The organism is Yersinia sp. 2545 StPb PI, assembly GCF_052217125.1.
Lineage (GTDB): Bacteria > Pseudomonadota > Gammaproteobacteria > Enterobacterales > Enterobacteriaceae > Yersinia > Yersinia enterocolitica_E.
Genome location: NZ_JAZGPY010000001.1, coordinates 3999622 through 4016333 on the forward strand (window position 1 = coordinate 3999622; position 16712 = coordinate 4016333).

A 16712-nucleotide genomic window follows, 5' to 3' on the forward strand; every position below is an offset into this window, starting at 1 on the left:
ATTGGCAATCAGTATCTGCGTAATATAGGGAAAGAAAAATTGATGAAATTTGCCGTGGAGTTCCTCTTTTATGTCTGCCTCACGTCTACAACAGCAGTTTATTCGCCTCTGGCAACGTTTTAATGGCCAGCCGACGGAAACCACCTTGCAGGAGCTGGCAGACGTGCTCAGTTGTTCACGCCGCCATGTACGATCCTTGCTGGGTAGCATGCAACAAGAGGGTTGGCTAAGCTGGCAGGCTGAAGCGGGTCGCGGTAAACGCTCACAACTGGCCTTCCTCTACTCCGGGTTGGCACTGCAACAACAGCGGGCCGAAGAGCTGCTGGAACAGGACCATATCGATCAGTTAGTGCAGTTGGTAGGGGATAAAAAAGCAGTGCGCCAAATGCTGCTATCCCAGTTGGGACGCAGTTTCCGCCAAGGAAAACACATCCTGCGGGTACTCTATTATCGCCCGCTACAAAACCTGCTGCCCGGTACCGCGTTGCGCCGCTCCGAAACGCATATGGTGCGGCAGATTTTTAATGGCCTGACACGCATAAATGAGGAAAATGGGGAACTGGAACCGGATTTATCCCATCACTGGCAAGCTATTAGCCCGTTGCATTGGCGTTTTTATTTGCGCCCTGCCATCCATTTTCACCATGGGCGTGAACTGGAAATGGATGATGTCATCAGCAGCCTGACCCGGCTGATTCCGCAGCCCCTGTTCTCTCATATCACCGCCGTGCGCTCACCAACGCCCTATGTGATTGATATCCATCTAAGTTGCCCGGATCACTGGTTGCCATGGTTGTTGGGTAGTGTTCACGCCATGATTTTGCCGCAAGAATGGGAGAATCAACCCGACTTCCGCCGCCATCCTATTGGTACCGGCCCCTACTCGGTGATTAGAAATCACCATAATCAGTTGAAGATACAGGCTTTTGATAACTATTTTGGTTTCCGCGCACTGATTGATGAGGTCAATATCTGGGTGCTACCTGAGTTGTCTGAGGAGCTGGTTTATTCCGGTGTGCAATTGCAGGCTGACGATACCAGTAAAAACGAGCTGGAAAGTCGGCTGGAGGAAGGCTGCTATTTTTTACTGTTTGATCAGCGATCGCCTCAGACCAGTAACCCAGAGATCCGCCGCTGGTTGTGTGAGTTGATAACACCGGTCGCCCTGCTCAGCCATGCAGATCCTTTCTATCAACGCTACTGGTCACCGGCCTACGGCATGCTGCCCCGCTGGCATCACAACCGGCTAACCACCCTTGAGCCAAAGCCCGCAGGGCTGACCGAATTGACGCTGACATTTTACAGCGAGCATTCCGAATTTGACGCCATCAGCCAAACATTAACCACATTGTTGGCCGCACACGGCGTCACACTGGTGATACAAGTGCTGGATTATGTCAGTTGGTATCAGGGCGATGCACAGAGTGATATCTGGCTTGGCAGCGCGAATTTCTATCTGCCACTGGAGTTCTCCCTGTTTGCCACCCTGTACGAACTGCCGCTACTACAACATTGTTTGGATGAAAAACTGCATCAGGATGTTGAATTATGGCGAAATAATACCCTGCCGATGGCGGATTGGAGCCAACGGTTGGTTAGCCAGAATCAATTCCACCCGCTGTTCCATCATTGGTTAGAATTATATGGGCAGCACAGTATGCGCGGGGTGCGCATGAACACGCTCGGCTGGTTTGATTTCAAATCGGCCTGGTTTACCCCACCAGAGGGCTAACCTGCTTTCATCCGCCCAGATTAGTCTCTACAATGGCACCGTCTCAACGGGGTGCGGAAAAACTGTTGTGGTCGTGTCCAGAATTCATGCTGGTTCGTTCCATTAACAATGAAACAAAAACGTCGCGAGGTAGGTTCAGTCGGAGGCGGACAGCACGCAGAAACCGGAGCGTACAAGTAGTACGTGAGGATTTCGAGTACTGCCCAACACCGGATCAACCTAACCGCAGCAAGTTTTTCGCTGAGAGCAAACCCGTCGAACCTGATCCGGCTAACCCCGGCGGAGGGATTTGAGAAAAATAACGCTGCATTATCATGATATCGCTGTTATTTACCGCCTCAGATACCTTTGCCACCTTTATTGTTAAGGAGTGCAAAGTGTTTAAACGCATTATTCCCTGCTTGTTTTTGCTATCTGCCGCTGCGGTGGCCGCTGATAAACCGACACTGACGGTTTACACCTATGACTCCTTTGCCGCCGACTGGGGTCCAGGGCCTGCGATTAAAAAAGCCTTTGAAGCCGAGTGTGATTGCCAGCTTAAATTTGTGGCGCTGGAAGACGGTGTTTCATTACTTAATCGCCTGCGGATGGAAGGTAAAAACAGTCAGGCTGACGTGATTTTAGGATTGGATAATAATCTGGTGCAGGCGGCAGAACAAACTGGATTATTCGCACCAAGTCAGGTGGATACCGCGAACCTTACTCTCCCGGAGAAGTGGCAGAATAAGACTTTCGTCCCGTACGATTATGGCTATTTCGCCTTTGTGTATAACAAAGATAAACTGAAAAATCCGCCGAAGAGCTTGCAAGAATTAGTTGATAGCAAAGAGCCGTGGAAAGTGATTTATCAAGACCCGCGCACCAGTACCCCGGGCCTTGGTCTGATGCTGTGGATGCAGAAAGTGTATGGTAATAAAGCGCCACAGGCGTGGCAGCAACTGGCGAAAAAAACCGTCACCGTTACCAAGGGTTGGAGCGAAGCTTATGGCTTGTTCCTGAAAGGTGAAGGGGATTTGGTGCTGAGCTATACCACTTCTCCGGCTTATCATCTGATTGAAGAGAAGAAAAGCAACTATGCAGCGGCTAATTTTAGCGAAGGCCACTATCTGCAAGTCGAAGTCGCAGGCTTGGTTGCCTCGAGCAAACAGCCGCAACTGGCACAGCGCTTTATGGAATTTATTGTGACGCCAGCATTCCAGAACCATATTCCCACCGGTAATTGGATGTATCCGGTGATTAAAATGGATTTACCGGCTGGGTTTGAAACCCTTACCGTGCCGCAAAAAGCGTTGCAATTTGATGCTAAAGATGTGGCAGATAATCGCGGCAAATGGATTCAGGCATGGCAATCCGCCGTCAGCCACTGATCCCTCCATGGTTGTGGCCAGGGCTACTGGCTGCCTTACTGATAGTCGGTGTCGCCTTACTGGCGTTCACCGCTATCTGGCGTCACGCGCCTGCGGCAGACTGGCACAGTATCTGGCATGACCGCTATTTGTGGCATGTGATCCGCTTTACCTTTTGGCAGGCATTCTTATCCGCTCTGCTGTCAGTCATCCCTGCCATTTTCTTAGCGCGAGCCCTGTATCGCCGCCGCTTTCCCGGCCGACAACTGATGTTGCGTTTATGCGCTATGACACTGGTGCTACCGGTGTTAGTGGCGCTGTTTGGTATTCTGACGGTTTATGGCCGTCAGGGTTGGCTGGCGACCCTGTTTAGCTGGCTGGGGGTTGATTACCGCTTCTCACCTTATGGTTTACAGGGCATTTTGCTGGCGCATATCTTCTTCAATATGCCACTGGCGACTCGCTTGCTATTGCAGTCACTGGAAAGCATCGCCGTTGAACAACGCCAGTTAGCCGCACAACTGGGGATGAATGGCTGGCAGCACTTGCGCTGGGTTGAATGGCCCTATCTGCGCCGCCAAATTCTGCCAACCGCGGCGCTGATTTTTATGCTCTGTTTTGCCAGTTTTGCCACCGTGCTGTCACTGGGTGGCGGGCCGCAAGCCACCACTATCGAGTTGGCCATCTATCAGGCACTCAGTTATGACTACGATCTGGGGCGTGCGGCCTTATTAGCGCTAATCCAACTGGGTTGCTGTCTGGGTTTAGTGGTGCTAAGCCTGCGGTTAAACACAGTATTGGCGGTAGGTAATACTCACGGTCAAATCTGGCGTAGTCAGCAGGATAGCTATTGGTCTCGCATCAGCGACACCCTGTTAATTGGTACTGCTTTGCTATTGATGGTGCCGCCATTGCTAGCGGTAGTGATTGATGGCAGTAATCAAACTATGCTGGCGGTGCTACAACAAACTGCGCTATGGCAAGCCTTCTTTACCTCATTGACTATCGCTATCGGGGCGGGGTTGCTGTGCGTGACACTCACGATGATGTTGTTGTGGAGCAGCCGTGAACTGAAACTGCGCCAACGGATGGCCTGTGGGCAGGCACTGGAAGTCAGTGGTATGGTGATTTTGGCGATGCCGGGCATTGTCCTGGCGACCGGCTTCTTTTTATTGCTCAACGATACCTTTGGCTTGCCACAATCCCCTTACGGGCTGGTGATCCTCACCAACGCACTGATGGCTGTGCCCTACGCACTAAAAGTGTTGGATAACCCAATGCGGGATCTGGCTGAACGCTACACGCCGCTGTGTTTATCACTGGATATTCGTGGCTGGCACCGTGTGCGCCTGATTGAGTTAAGGGCACTAAAACGCCCGCTGGCTCAAGCACTTGCCTTTGCCTGTGTGCTATCGATTGGTGATTTTGGTGTGGTGGCACTGTTTGGCAATGAACATTTCCGCACGCTGCCGTTTTACCTTTACCAGCAGATAGGTTCTTATCGCAGCAACGACGGCGCAGTTACCGCCCTACTGCTGTTGTTACTCTGTTTCTTGCTGTTTACTCTTATTGAACGACTGCCGAGCCGCCATGTTAAAGCTTGAGAAAATCACCTATTTATACGACCACTTACCGATGCGTTTCGATTTGCATATTCAGCCCGGTGAGCGGGTGGCGATTCTTGGCCCAAGTGGTGCTGGCAAAAGTACCCTGTTAAGCCTGATTGCTGGTTTTCTCGCCCCCGCCAGTGGCCGTATGCTACTGAATAATCAGGATCATACGGCAACAGCCCCCGCCGAGCGGCCAGTATCGATGCTGTTTCAGGAGAACAACCTGTTCTCACATTTGACCGTCACACAGAATATCGGGTTGGGTTTACATCCGGGGTTGAAACTCAGCCATGAGCAAAAGTTACTGTTACGCCAGATTGCCCAGCAGGTTGGACTGGAGGATTGCCTTGAGAGACTACCCGCACAACTTTCCGGCGGCCAACGTCAGCGGGTAGCATTGGCACGCTGTTTAGTGCGCAGTCAGCCAATCCTGCTACTGGATGAGCCATTTTCCGCGCTCGATCCTGCGTTGCGCAATGAGATGCTGCAATTGGTCGATCACGTCTGTACCCACCGGCAACTGACATTACTGATGGTGTCACACAATTTGGATGATGCCGCCCGCATCGCCGATCGGACATTGCTCATTGTCGATGGCCGTATTTACTACGACGGCCCAACCCAGGCGCTGGTTAACGGCAGTGCAGCGGAGGCCTGCGTGCTGGGTATTGCTACCCGACCATAATAACTTGTATACCCAAGGGGATTACCCAGCGAGGACCTTCCACAGCAAATGACGATAAATCGGCATGATGGGCTGCATATGCAGCCAGGCAAAGCTAGCAATCGCCGCCACCATAGCCAGCACGGTTACCCAGCGCAGGCGAGCCAGTGGCAACCATTGGCTCAGGCGGTCCGGGCTACGCTTGCCAAACCGCCACCAGCGCCATGATAGCCACAGTGCCAACCAAATCAGCATCACCACCACAAATAGCAACCACTTAAACATATAGCTATTGGCACTCGGTGGGATATCAATAGCAACACCTGCCAGTATGCCTGGGAAGAAGTAGAGCGGTGGCCAGGTCAGGCAACCAATCACGTTGGGCAAGGCAAATTTTGCCGGTGGCAGGTTGAGCATGCCAGCAACCATCGGGACAATCGGCCGTGCCGGGCCGATAAAACGCCCAAGTAGGACGGTTGCCATACTGTGGTTATGCAATGCGTGTTCGGTTTTATCCAGCATCGACTTATGCTTTTTCAGGAAGGACCAGCGGTGCAGCGGTTCTTTAAAGCGCCGACCGATAAAATACGAGATCCAATCCCCCAATAGGCAGCCGACAGTTGCAGCGGCCCAGGCCGAGTAAAAACCGACTTCGCCACTGCCAATCAACGCCCCCACACTGGTCATCATTACCGTGCCGGGAAGTAACATCCCCACCAGCGCTAATGATTCGAGAAAAGTGACGAACATGACGATAAATAGCGTGAAAGCCAGAGATTGCGTCAATAAATGTAATAAATAGGCTTCCATAAAGTTGTCCGTTGGTAACACCCAAGGTTCAGGGCGGAGGATTGTCCGGTGTGTCGTGAAATGAGTCAATCAACAAATTTCCCCTTCGTCCTTGAAGCCGCAGGGTTGTTAGCGGTGCTTACTCACCCAAATCACTTACTGGCCGTTGACCTTAAAATGAATAGACTCATCGGGATTAGACCACTTGCTGCCTACCTGCAACTCCAATGACTTTGGGTATACATGGAGCGAATGGAAATCATCATTAAAATAGACAAGCACTGTATAAATAACCATACTAAGATAGCATAAACTCTCAGGCGTTATTGTTGCAGTCAGTTTGGATGCAGACAGCGCGGAGAAACCGGAGCGTACACGTAGTACGTGAGGATATCGAGCACTGCCCAAGTTCAAAATGACAAATAAAATAGCCTGTACATTACCTATAAAGGTTAGCACCGTGGCGCAACACCGTCAGGGCTTCCTGCTCACTCGCCACTGGCGCGACACGCAGGCAGGCACCGAAGTTGAATTCTGGTTAGCCACCGATGAAGGGCCACAGCAGGTCAGGCTGCCGCCGCAACCCTCAGTGGCATTTATCCCGGCCGAACAACGGCAACGGGCTGAAACCGTGCTGCGTGATGAACGCCGCTGGCAGTTGCGCCCACTTGAACTGACTGACTTCCACCAACGCCCAGTGCTGGGCCTGTATTGCAGTCAACATCGTCAATTAATTCGTTTGGAAAAACTGCTGCGCGAAAGTGGTGTGAATGTCTATGAAGGCGATATTCGCCCACCAGAACGGTTTCTGATGGAACGATTTATTACCGCGCCGGTGTGGTTCAGCGGTGATGACAATAACCATGGCCCGCTGCTTAACACCCAAATGAAACCGGCCGAGGATTATCGTCCAACACTGAAACTGCTGTCGCTGGATATCGAAACCAGTGAACATGGCGAGCTGTACTGTATTGGGCTGGAAGGATGCGGCCAGCGCCAGGTTTACATGTTGGGGCCACCTAACGGTGATACGGCTGAAAGTGCAGCGCTGGATTTCAATCTGGAATACGTCGCCAGCCGCCCGCAGTTGTTGGAAAAACTAAACCAGTGGCTGGCAGTGCATGATCCCGATGCCATTATTGGCTGGAATCTGGTGCAGTTTGACTTACGTGTTCTACAAAAACACGCTGACCGCTATCAGATCCCACTGCGCTTTGGCCGTGGTGGCAACCTGCTGGAATGGCGTGAACACGGCTTTAAACAGGGGCACTTTTTTGCCTCGGCAGCCGGTCGGCTGATTATCGACGGCATCGAGGCGCTAAAATCCGCCACCTGGAATTTCCCGTCATTTAGTCTGGAATCTGTTTCGCAAACCCTGCTGGGCGAAGGCAAAGCCAGCGACAGCCCCTATCAACGAATGGATGAAATCAATCAACGTTTCGCCCATGACAAACCGGCACTGGCGCGCTATAACCTGAAAGATTGCGAGCTGGTGACGCGGATTTTTGCCAAGACCGAGCTGCTCAGCTTCCTGCTGGAACGCGCCACAGTGACGGGGTTAGCAGCGGATCGTAGCGGTGGCTCCGTGGCGGCGTTTACCCATCTTTACCTGCCGCGTATGCACCGCATCGGTTACGTCGCCCCCAATTTAGGTGAGTTACCAGAAGAGCACAGCCCCGGTGGTTTTGTGATGGACTCCCAACCCGGCTTATATGACTCGGTATTGGTACTTGACTATAAAAGCCTGTATCCGTCGATTATTCGCACCTTTTTAATCGATCCGGTCGGTTTAGTGGCAGGTATGGCTCTGCCTGATGAACAGCACTCGGTGCCGGGGTTTCGCGGTGCCTGGTTCTCGCGCGAGAAACACTGTTTGCCCGTCATCGTTAACCAAATCTGGCAGGGCCGGGAAGCGGCTAAACGTCAGAAAAACAAACCGTTATCACAAGCACTGAAGATCATTATGAACGCCTTTTATGGCGTATTGGGTTCCAGCGGCTGCCGCTTTTTCGATCCCAGACTGGCCTCATCGATCACCTTGCGCGGCCATGACATCATGCGCCAGACCCGCGAACTCATTGAAGCACAGGGCTATCAGGTGATTTATGGTGATACCGATTCAACCTTCGTCTGGCTGAAAAAGGCTCACAGTGAAGAGCAGGCATCACAGATAGGTAAAGAGTTAGTACGTCAGGTCAATCTATGGTGGAAAGATCATATACAACAAACCTTTAATCTACCCTGCGCCCTGGAACTGGAATTTGAAACTCACTATCGGCGTTTTCTGATGCCTACCATCCGGGGTGCCGAGCAAGGCAGTAAAAAACGCTATGCCGGGTTGATTTCTACCTCTGAGGGTGATCAGATGGTGTACAAAGGGCTGGAAACCGTGCGCACTGATTGGACACCACTGGCCCAGCAATTTCAGCGAGAATTGTATCTGCGCATTTTTCAGCGGCAACCCTATCAGGATTATCTGCGGGACTACGTAGCACGCACCCTTAGTGGCGAATTAGATGAACAGCTAGTTTACCGCAAACGTCTACGCCGACGGCTGGATGACTATCAGCGTAATGTGCCACCACACGCTAGAGCGGCACGCTTGGCGGATGAGTTTAACCGCAAACTCGGTCGCCCGCTGCAATATCAAAATGGGGGCTGGATAAGCTATGTCATGACCACCGCTGGCCCCGAACCCCTTGAGATTCGGCAATCCCCTATCGACTACGATCACTACCTGACACGACAGTTGCAACCGGTAGCAGACGCTATACTTCCTTTTATGCACGATGACTTCACAACGTTAATAACAGGTCAGATGGGGCTATTCTGATACCTTATACCCTAGATAATTCGAGTTGCAGGAAGGCAGCAAGTGAGCGAGTCCCCAAGAGCTTATTAATTTTAAGATCAAGAGCAGTAAGTGACTGGGGTAAACTGCGGCCGCCAACGCACATGCAGCTTGAAGTATGACGGGTATTTTACAGGTGACGAAACGCTCCGCTTCCATTACCATAGCGCCCTTGCCAAAATTCGCATTAATCACATTTACATAACCGCTAGCCGTAATACTCCTTCTTATTGGGTGCTGCCTGTAGATGCCACATTTTCAGACAGACTCTCAGGCCGCATCGCCTGTGCGGCGGGTAGACTATTGCCAGTGGTTTTATGATATTTGGCTGCCACTAATTATTTATAACCAGATAATTTAAAAAGCATTTCCTTAACTGTCCAACAAAAAATCGAGCCGATAATTTATGCCTTTTACACTTGGTCAACGCTGGATCAGCGACACAGAAAGCGAACTTGGATTGGGTACTGTCGTTGCCATCGACGTACGCATGATTACCTTACTGTTTCCCGCAACCGGTGAAAACCGCCTTTACGCTAGAAATGATTCGCCAATCACCCGCGTCATGTTCAATCCGGGCGATACCATCACCAACCACGAAGGCTGGCAGCTAAAAGTGGAAGAAGTGACTCATGAAAATGGGCTGATTACTTATATCGGCACCCGTTTGGATACTGAGGAAACCGGCGTCTCAATGCGTGAAGTGTTGCTCGATAGCAAACTGACGTTTAGCAAACCGCAGGATCGGCTATTTGCCGGTCAGATCGATCGTATGGATCGCTTTGCCCTGCGTTTTCGCGCTCGTAAATATCAAAGTGAGCAGTTCCGTCTGCCATGGAGTGGCTTACGCGGTATCCGTGCCAGCCTGATCCCACACCAATTACATATCGCCTATGAAGTGGGTCAGCGCCATGCACCAAGGGTATTACTGGCCGATGAAGTGGGTTTAGGTAAAACCATCGAAGCCGGGATGATCATTCACCAACAACTGTTGTCAGGCCGTGCTGAACGTATCCTGATTGTAGTGCCGGAAAGCCTGCAACATCAGTGGTTGGTGGAAATGTTGCGCCGCTTCAATTTGCGCTTCTCACTGTTTGATGACAGCCGCTACTCCGAAGCCCTGCTTGACAGCACCAATCCGTTTGAAACCGAGCAGATGGTTATCTGTTCACTGGATTTTGTGCGCCGCAATAAGCAACGGCTGGAACAACTGGCAGATGCGTCTTGGGATCTGTTGGTGGTGGATGAGGCGCACCATCTGGCCTGGAGCGAAGAAGCCCCAAGTCGTGAATATCAAGTCATTGAACAATTGGCTGAGAATATCCCAGGTGTGCTGCTGTTGACCGCAACACCAGAGCAATTGGGCCAGCAGAGCCATTTTGCTCGTCTGCGTTTGCTGGATCCCGATCGCTTCCACGATTACGAAGAATTCGTCAATGAACAGCAGAAGTATCGTCCGATTGCAGATGCTGTGACGCTGCTGCTGGGTGGTGAGCGCTTAACTGACGATAAACTGAATCTGTTGGGCGAACTCATTGATGAGCAGGATATTGAGCCCTTGCTGAAAGCGGCCAATAGCCAAAGTGAAGACAGCGAAGCCGCTCGCCAAGAGTTGGTAACAATGCTGATGGACAGACATGGTACCAGCCGTATCTTGTTCCGTAATACCCGCAATGGGGTGAAAGGCTTCCCGCACCGCGTCCTGCATCAAATCAAACTGCCATTGCCAACCCAATATCAGACGGCGATTAAAGTATCAGGCATCATGGGTGCCAAAAAAACGTTGGAAGCGCGCGCCAAAGATATGCTTTACCCGGAACAAATCTATCAGGAGTTTGAAGGCGAAAATGCCACCTGGTGGAACTTTGACCCACGGGTAGAGTGGTTACTTAACTATCTGATTGCTAACCGTAATGAGAAAGTGTTGGTTATCTGTGCCCAGGCAGCCACTGCCTTACAGCTTGAACAAGTGCTACGTGAACGTGAAGCTATTCGCGCCGCCGTGTTCCATGAAGGTTTATCACTGATAGAGCGTGACCGTGCTGCGGCCTATTTTGCCTCTGAAGAAGATGGCGCTCAGGTATTACTGTGTTCTGAGATAGGTTCAGAAGGCCGTAATTTCCAGTTTGCCTGCCAGTTGGTGATGTTCGACCTGCCGTTTAACCCGGACCTGCTGGAACAGCGTATTGGCCGTCTGGACCGTATCGGTCAAAACCGCGAAATCCAGATTATGGTGCCTTATCTGGAACATACCGCACAGGCGATATTGGTGCGTTGGTATCATGAAGGTTTGGATGCTTTTGAGCACACCTGTCCGACCGGGCGCACCATTTATGACAGCGGCTATCAAGAACTGATCGGCTATCTGGCAACGCCAAGTGAACAAGAAGGGTTAGATGAATTTATTCACGCCTGCCGTCTACAGCACGAAGAGCTGAAACTGCAACTGGAACAAGGTCGTGATCGGCTACTGGAGATGCATTCCAACGGTGGCGAGCATGGTCAACAACTGGCGCAGATCATTGCAGATCAAGATAATGACGTTAATTTGGTTAGTTTCGCACTTAACCTGTTCGATATTGTCGGGATTAACCAAGAAGATCGCAGTGATAACCTGATCGTACTGACCCCCTCTGATCATATGCTGGTACCGGACTTCCCTGGGCTACCGCAAGACGGCTGTACTGTGACATTCGATCGTGAACAGGCATTATCGCGGGAAGATGCCCAGTTTGTGAGTTGGGAGCACCCGATTATCCGTAATGGTTTGGATTTGATCTTGTCAGGCGATACCGGAAGCTGTGCAGTTTCTTTATTGAAAAACAAAGCATTACCGGTAGGAACACTGTTGGCTGAATTGGTTTATGTGGTAGAAGCTCAAGCGCCGAAACACTTGCAATTAACCCGTTTCTTACCACCCACCCCAGTGCGGATGCTGATGGACCGAAACGGCACCAATCTGGCGGCACAAGTTGAATTTGAAACCTTTAACCGTCAGTTGAATGCGGTAAACCGTCACACCTCCAGTAAGCTGGTCAACGCAGTGCAACAAGAAGTCCACGCCATGTTGCAACAAGCAGAAGCACTGGTTGAAGAGCAGGCACAACTGTTGATTGAATCGGCCAAGCACGAAGCAGATGATAAGCTGAGTACCGAACTGGCGCGTTTGGAAGCCCTGAAAGCGGTTAACCCGAATATTCGTGATGACGAAATAGAAGCACTGGAGCATAACCGTAAAATGGTGCTGGAAAACCTCAATCAAGCGGGCTGGCGTTTAGATGCTATTCGCCTGGTGGTGGTCACACATCAGTAACCCTGAGTAATCATCTGTTTCTGCAATATACCCCATAGATCTCAAGATGCAGGCAGGCGACCAAGGAGCGACAAATCGGTTGGGAACCGATTTGAATAGCATTATGCTAGCCTCAAGGATGAGGCGCATTAATCCTGATGAGCTTATACAGTCAAGTTATTCGGGTTAATGAGAGCTGCCAACACACCTACGACTTGAAAGATGCAGGGTATAAATGGAGCACCAATGGAACCCTATAATCCCCCACGCGACCCCTGGCTGCACATCCTGTTTCAGGATGAGCACATCATGGTGGTCAACAAACCTAGTGGGCTACTTTCTGTGCCCGGTCGCGCACCGGAGAATAAAGACAGTGTGATGACTCGTATTCAGGCTGAATTTCCGGCGGCAGAGTCCGTTCATCGGCTAGATATGGCCACCAGTGGCGTAATTATCGTGGCACTGACCAAAGCGGCTGAGCGCGAGCTGAAGCGCCAATTTCGCGAACGTGAACCGAAAAAGTCTTATATTGCCCGCGTCTGGGGGCATCTGGCCGAAGATGAAGGGCTGATAGATCTGCCGTTAATCTGTGACTGGCCAAACCGGCCAAAGCAGAAAGTCTGTTATGAAACCGGTAAATCTGCACAAACTGAGTATCTGGTGCTGTCACGCGATACTGATGGCAGCACGCGAGTGAAGTTATCGCCCATCACCGGGCGCTCACACCAATTACGGGTCCATATGCTGGCGATGGGTCACCCAATCCTTGGTGATGGCTTCTACGCCCATCCAGAGGCCAAAGCGATGGCATCCCGCTTGCAGTTACATGCGCAGGAGCTGTGTATTACTCACCCTGAGTTTGGAACGGCGATGCATTTTAAATGTGAGGCGGAATTTTAATTTTTGTCGTAAGAGTATTGGCCCGAAATTACCTCAGAACGGCGCATTAACGCCGATCTGAGGTGGGCACTGTTGAAACAAAACCTATTTAAATCCCTTTTCGCGCTTAATCAAATCATACGCAGCTTGAATCTCTTGGGCTTTTTGCTTCGCCATCTCCATCATTTCAGGTGGCAGACCTTTTGCCACCAACTTATCTGGATGATGTTCCCCCATTAACTTACGGTAAGCACGCTTGATGGTCACACTGTCGTCAGTATTGCTAATACCCAGCACTTTGCAGGCATCCTCTAAAGTCGGGCCATTCGAGGCTTGCTGATAGCCCCCCTGAGAATATCCACCCTGCTGGCCCTGCCAACCGCCGTGACCACCAAATTGACGGCCGCCTTCAATCATGCTCAAGAACTGATCAAACTGGCCGCGCGAAATCCCTAACTCTTCAGCAATGACATACAACACTTGCCGCTCGTTAGGATGCAAAGATCCATCAGCAAATGCGGCCTGTAATTGAATTTCCAGAAACATCCGAATTAAATCGAAACGCCCAAAACAGACACCACGTAATTCCTGCAATCTTTCACGCAACGGGAAATCACTTTCTTTCCCTTCGCGAAACGCTTGCTGTGCGGCAGTTCGAGCTTCACCGTGCAATTGCATTCGATCCATCAACTGGCTGGCGAGTTGAATATCAACTTCCGTAACCCGCCCTTTGGCCTTGGTTAAATGCCCCATGACCTGAAAAGTGGCGCGGAAAAAAATTAATTGTCGTGTTTGTTGATCGGCAAAATAGCCGCGGCGCTTCGTGCTTCGCACCCTGTCTACCATATGGCCGACAAGCAACCCCAGTACCACACCCCAGAAACCAGCACCAGACATTAAGCCCAATACCAGACCGAGCAGTTTTCCCCAATACCGCATATACTCCTCAATTCATCATGCCGTCAGTCAAAATTTGCATTATCATACTCGGCATTCAGCTCAGCGCCTAACAACGAGACGTGCAAACGGCCGGATTTAACGCTAGCGCAACTGTGATGAGTAATATAGTCTCAGACCGTTTGCCGGCATGATGCCCCCCGATGACGGAACACCAAAACCGCGTATGAAAAAAAGATTCCCAACACTGCTGGCCACATTGATATGGACGGCACTATATAGCCAGCAATCGCTGGCCGGCCTCGCTGAGCAATGTATGCTTGGTGTACCCACCTATGATCAGCCATTGGTCAGCGGTGATCCGAATCAGCTACCGGTCCGTATTAATGCGGATAAAACCGAAGCCAATTATCCCGATAATGCCTTGTTCACCGGCAATGTCATTGTCCAGCAAGGCAATAGCACCCTGACCGCGAATCAGGTTGAACTGACGCAGGTACAAAAACCCGGTGAAGCTATCCCAGTTCGTACTGTCACGGCCACTGGCGACGTTAATTATGACGATCCGCAAATCAAGCTGAAAGGCCCGAAAGGCTGGTCAAACTTGAATACCAAAGACACTGATATGGATAAAGGCAAATATCAGATGGTCGGCCGTCAAGGGCGTGGTGATGCGGATTTAATGAAGTTACGAGGTCAGAACCGTTACACCATTTTAGAAAATGGGACGTTTACCTCCTGTCTACCAGGTGATAATAGCTGGAGTGTCGTGGGCTCTGAGGTTATTCATGACCGCGAAGAAGAAGTAGCAGAAATCTGGAATGCCCGCTTTAAGATTGGCAAAGTACCGGTGTTCTACAGTCCTTATATGCAATTACCGGTTGGTGATAAACGCCGCTCAGGCTTCCTGATCCCTAATGCTAAATATACCAGTAATAACGGCATCGAATTTATGCTGCCATACTACTGGAATATTGCGCCCAACTTCGATGCTACAATTACGCCTCACTACATGGAACGGCGTGGGTTACAGTGGCAAAACGAGTTCCGCTACTTGCTGGCTCCGGGCAGCGGCACCATGGCATTAGACTGGCTACCGAGTGATCGCTTATACCACGGCACCGATGGTACCGATAAAGATGCCACCCGCTGGTTGTACTACTGGGGCCATTCCGGTGTGATGGATAAAGTCTGGCGTTTCAACGTCAACTATACCCGTGTTAGTGACCCAGATTACTTTACTGATTTAACGTCGCAATACGGATCGACCACTGACGGCTATGCAACCCAAATATTCAGCGTTGGCTATGCTGATCAAAACTGGGATGCCACCTTGGCCTCTAAACAGTTCCAAGTCTTTACTGACGCCGGTAATAATAATGCTTACCGGGCCCAACCTCAGTTGGATATGAACTACTATAAAAATGATATTGGCCTGTTTGATCTGCATGTTTACGGTCAAGCCGCCAAATTCACCAGCGTCAATCCAGAAAACCCAGAAGCCAGCCGCTTCCATATTGAACCGGCGATTAACCTACCACTGTCCAACGGTTGGGGTAGCCTGAATACCGAAGCTAAATTACTGGCAACCCATTATCAGCAGGATATCCCGACAGGATTTGCCAATAATTACAAAAACCAGAATGGGCAGGATGCGACGGTTCCTGACCTGAAAGACTCGATTAACCGGGTGATGCCGCAATTTAAAATTGATGGCAAAGTGGTATTTGATCGGCCAATGGATTGGAGTGAAGGCTTCACCCAGACACTCGAACCACGGATGCAGTATCTCTATGTTCCATACCGCAATCAGGATGATATCTATATTTACGACACCACGCTGATGCAGTCAGACTACTCGGGACTGTTCCGTGACCGTACCTATAGTGGCTTGGACCGCATAGCGTCTGCGAATCAGGTATCTACCGGTTTAACTTCACGCATATATGATGATGCGCTGGTTGAACGTTTTAATGCTTCTGTGGGTCAAATCTATTACTTCAGCCGTTCGCGTACCGGTAATAGCGAAACAATTGATAACAGTGATGATACTGGTAGCCTTGTTTGGGCTGGTGATACATTCTGGCGTATCAGTGATCAAGTGGGTCTAAAAGGTGGCGTGCAGTATGATACCCGTCTGGGGAGTTTGACCCTGGGTAACGCGGTAATGGAGTATAGAAAAGACTCAGAGCGTATGATTCAATTGAATTACCGCTATGCCAGCCCAGAATATATTCAGGCAGCAGTACCGAATGTAAAAAGTCCTGGTTATCAGCAAGGCATTTCTCAGATTGGTGCTACCGCCAGTTGGCCGATTGCGGATCGTTGGGCATTAGTCGGTGCTTATTACTACGATACCAAAGCCAATCAGCCCGCTAGCCAGTTAGTTGGTTTACAATACAACACGTGTTGCTGGGCTATAAACGTGGGCTATGAACGTAAAATTACTGGCTGGAATTCACAAACAGAAGCCAGTAAGTATGATAACAAGATTGGTTTTAACATTGAATTACGTGGTCTGAGCAGCGACCACAACCTGGGTACTGCACAAATGCTGCGCTCAGGCATTCTGCCTTATCAAAGTGCATTCTGATACTGTGTAACACACTGAATACAGTGAATTTTAACCCGCTAAAGCGGATTACATAAATG

10 protein-coding genes are annotated in these 16712 nt (G+C 50.5%); 8 read left to right on the plus strand and 2 right to left on the minus strand.

The features are described from left to right. Positions 1 to 70: 70 nt before the first annotated feature. The 4 genes from sgrR to thiQ all read left to right on the plus strand — a co-directional run bounded on the left by sgrR (position 71) and on the right by thiQ (position 5373). Positions 71 to 1732, plus strand: coding sequence for an HTH-type transcriptional regulator SgrR (gene sgrR / locus V1955_RS18635; protein WP_083160566.1), 1662 nt, complete (start codon positions 71 to 73; stop codon positions 1730 to 1732). Between the two features lie 377 nt (positions 1733 to 2109). Next, positions 2110 to 3099 carry a thiamine ABC transporter substrate binding subunit gene (gene thiB / locus V1955_RS18640; protein WP_442821263.1) on the plus strand — a complete coding sequence of 330 codons (990 nt, stop codon included), beginning with the start codon at positions 2110 to 2112 and terminating at the stop codon, positions 3097 to 3099. Next, positions 3075 to 4682: a thiamine/thiamine pyrophosphate ABC transporter permease ThiP gene (gene thiP, locus V1955_RS18645; RefSeq protein ID WP_372568664.1), complete on the plus strand. Its 1608-nt coding sequence runs from the start codon at positions 3075 to 3077 to the stop codon at positions 4680 to 4682. Before thiB ends, thiP begins: the two co-directional genes overlap by 25 nt. After that, a complete protein-coding gene (gene thiQ, locus V1955_RS18650) occupies positions 4669 to 5373 on the plus strand; it encodes a thiamine ABC transporter ATP-binding protein ThiQ (protein WP_442821264.1) in 705 nt (234 codons plus the stop codon). Before thiP ends, thiQ begins: the two co-directional genes overlap by 14 nt. 21 nt (positions 5374 to 5394) lie before the next feature. Here thiQ and V1955_RS18655 read toward each other — a convergent pair whose 3' ends face one another. Beyond that, positions 5395 to 6162 carry a DedA family protein gene (locus V1955_RS18655; protein ID WP_083160572.1) on the minus strand — a complete coding sequence of 256 codons (768 nt, stop codon included), beginning with the start codon at positions 6160 to 6162 and terminating at the stop codon, positions 5395 to 5397. Positions 6163 to 6601: 439 nt separating this feature from the next. Between V1955_RS18655 and V1955_RS18660 the strand changes: the two genes are divergently transcribed. The 3 genes from V1955_RS18660 to rluA all read left to right on the plus strand — a co-directional run bounded on the left by V1955_RS18660 (position 6602) and on the right by rluA (position 13184). Further along, positions 6602 to 8974 (plus strand): DNA polymerase II, encoded by a 2373-nt coding sequence (locus V1955_RS18660; protein WP_442821265.1) that lies wholly within the window; start codon positions 6602 to 6604, stop codon positions 8972 to 8974. Between the two features lie 424 nt (positions 8975 to 9398). After that, complete coding sequence (gene rapA / locus V1955_RS18665; protein WP_372557986.1) at positions 9399 to 12305, plus strand: RNA polymerase-associated protein RapA; 2907 nt, start codon at positions 9399 to 9401, stop codon at positions 12303 to 12305. A 225-nt stretch (positions 12306 to 12530) separates the two neighbouring features. After that, on the plus strand, positions 12531 to 13184 hold the full coding sequence (rluA, locus tag V1955_RS18670; protein ID WP_420073042.1) for a bifunctional tRNA pseudouridine(32) synthase/23S rRNA pseudouridine(746) synthase RluA: 654 nt from the start codon (positions 12531 to 12533) through the stop codon (positions 13182 to 13184). 84 nt (positions 13185 to 13268) lie between these two features. Here rluA and djlA read toward each other — a convergent pair whose 3' ends face one another. Beyond that, positions 13269 to 14102, minus strand: a complete 834-nt coding sequence (gene djlA / locus V1955_RS18675) for a co-chaperone DjlA (protein WP_083160582.1) — start codon at positions 14100 to 14102, stop codon at positions 13269 to 13271. A 184-nt stretch (positions 14103 to 14286) separates the two neighbouring features. Here djlA and lptD point away from each other — a divergent pair, with 184 nt between their 5' ends. Beyond that, the gene (gene lptD, locus V1955_RS18680) at positions 14287 to 16653 is read left to right on the plus strand and encodes an LPS assembly protein LptD (RefSeq protein WP_442821266.1); all 2367 of its coding nucleotides are present in this window, start codon (positions 14287 to 14289) and stop codon (positions 16651 to 16653) included. Positions 16654 to 16712: the final 59 nt, after the last annotated feature.

Bases quoted from the DNA above. Each gene is read 5' to 3' on its own strand.
- sgrR (WP_083160566.1), top strand. From the start codon at position 71: ATGTCTGCCTCACGTCTACAACAGCAGTTTATTCGCCTCTGGCAACGT.
- rapA (WP_372557986.1), top strand. From the start codon at position 9,399: ATGCCTTTTACACTTGGTCAACGCTGGATCAGCGACACAGAAAGCGAA.
- V1955_RS18655 (WP_083160572.1), bottom strand. From the start codon at position 6,162: ATGGAAGCCTATTTATTACATTTATTGACGCAATCTCTGGCTTTCACG.
- djlA (WP_083160582.1), bottom strand. From the start codon at position 14,102: ATGCGGTATTGGGGAAAACTGCTCGGTCTGGTATTGGGCTTAATGTCT.
- thiP (WP_372568664.1), top strand. From the start codon at position 3,075: ATGGCAATCCGCCGTCAGCCACTGATCCCTCCATGGTTGTGGCCAGGG.
- thiQ (WP_442821264.1), top strand. From the start codon at position 4,669: ATGTTAAAGCTTGAGAAAATCACCTATTTATACGACCACTTACCGATG.
- rluA (WP_420073042.1), top strand. From the start codon at position 12,531: ATGGAACCCTATAATCCCCCACGCGACCCCTGGCTGCACATCCTGTTT.
- lptD (WP_442821266.1), top strand. From the start codon at position 14,287: ATGAAAAAAAGATTCCCAACACTGCTGGCCACATTGATATGGACGGCA.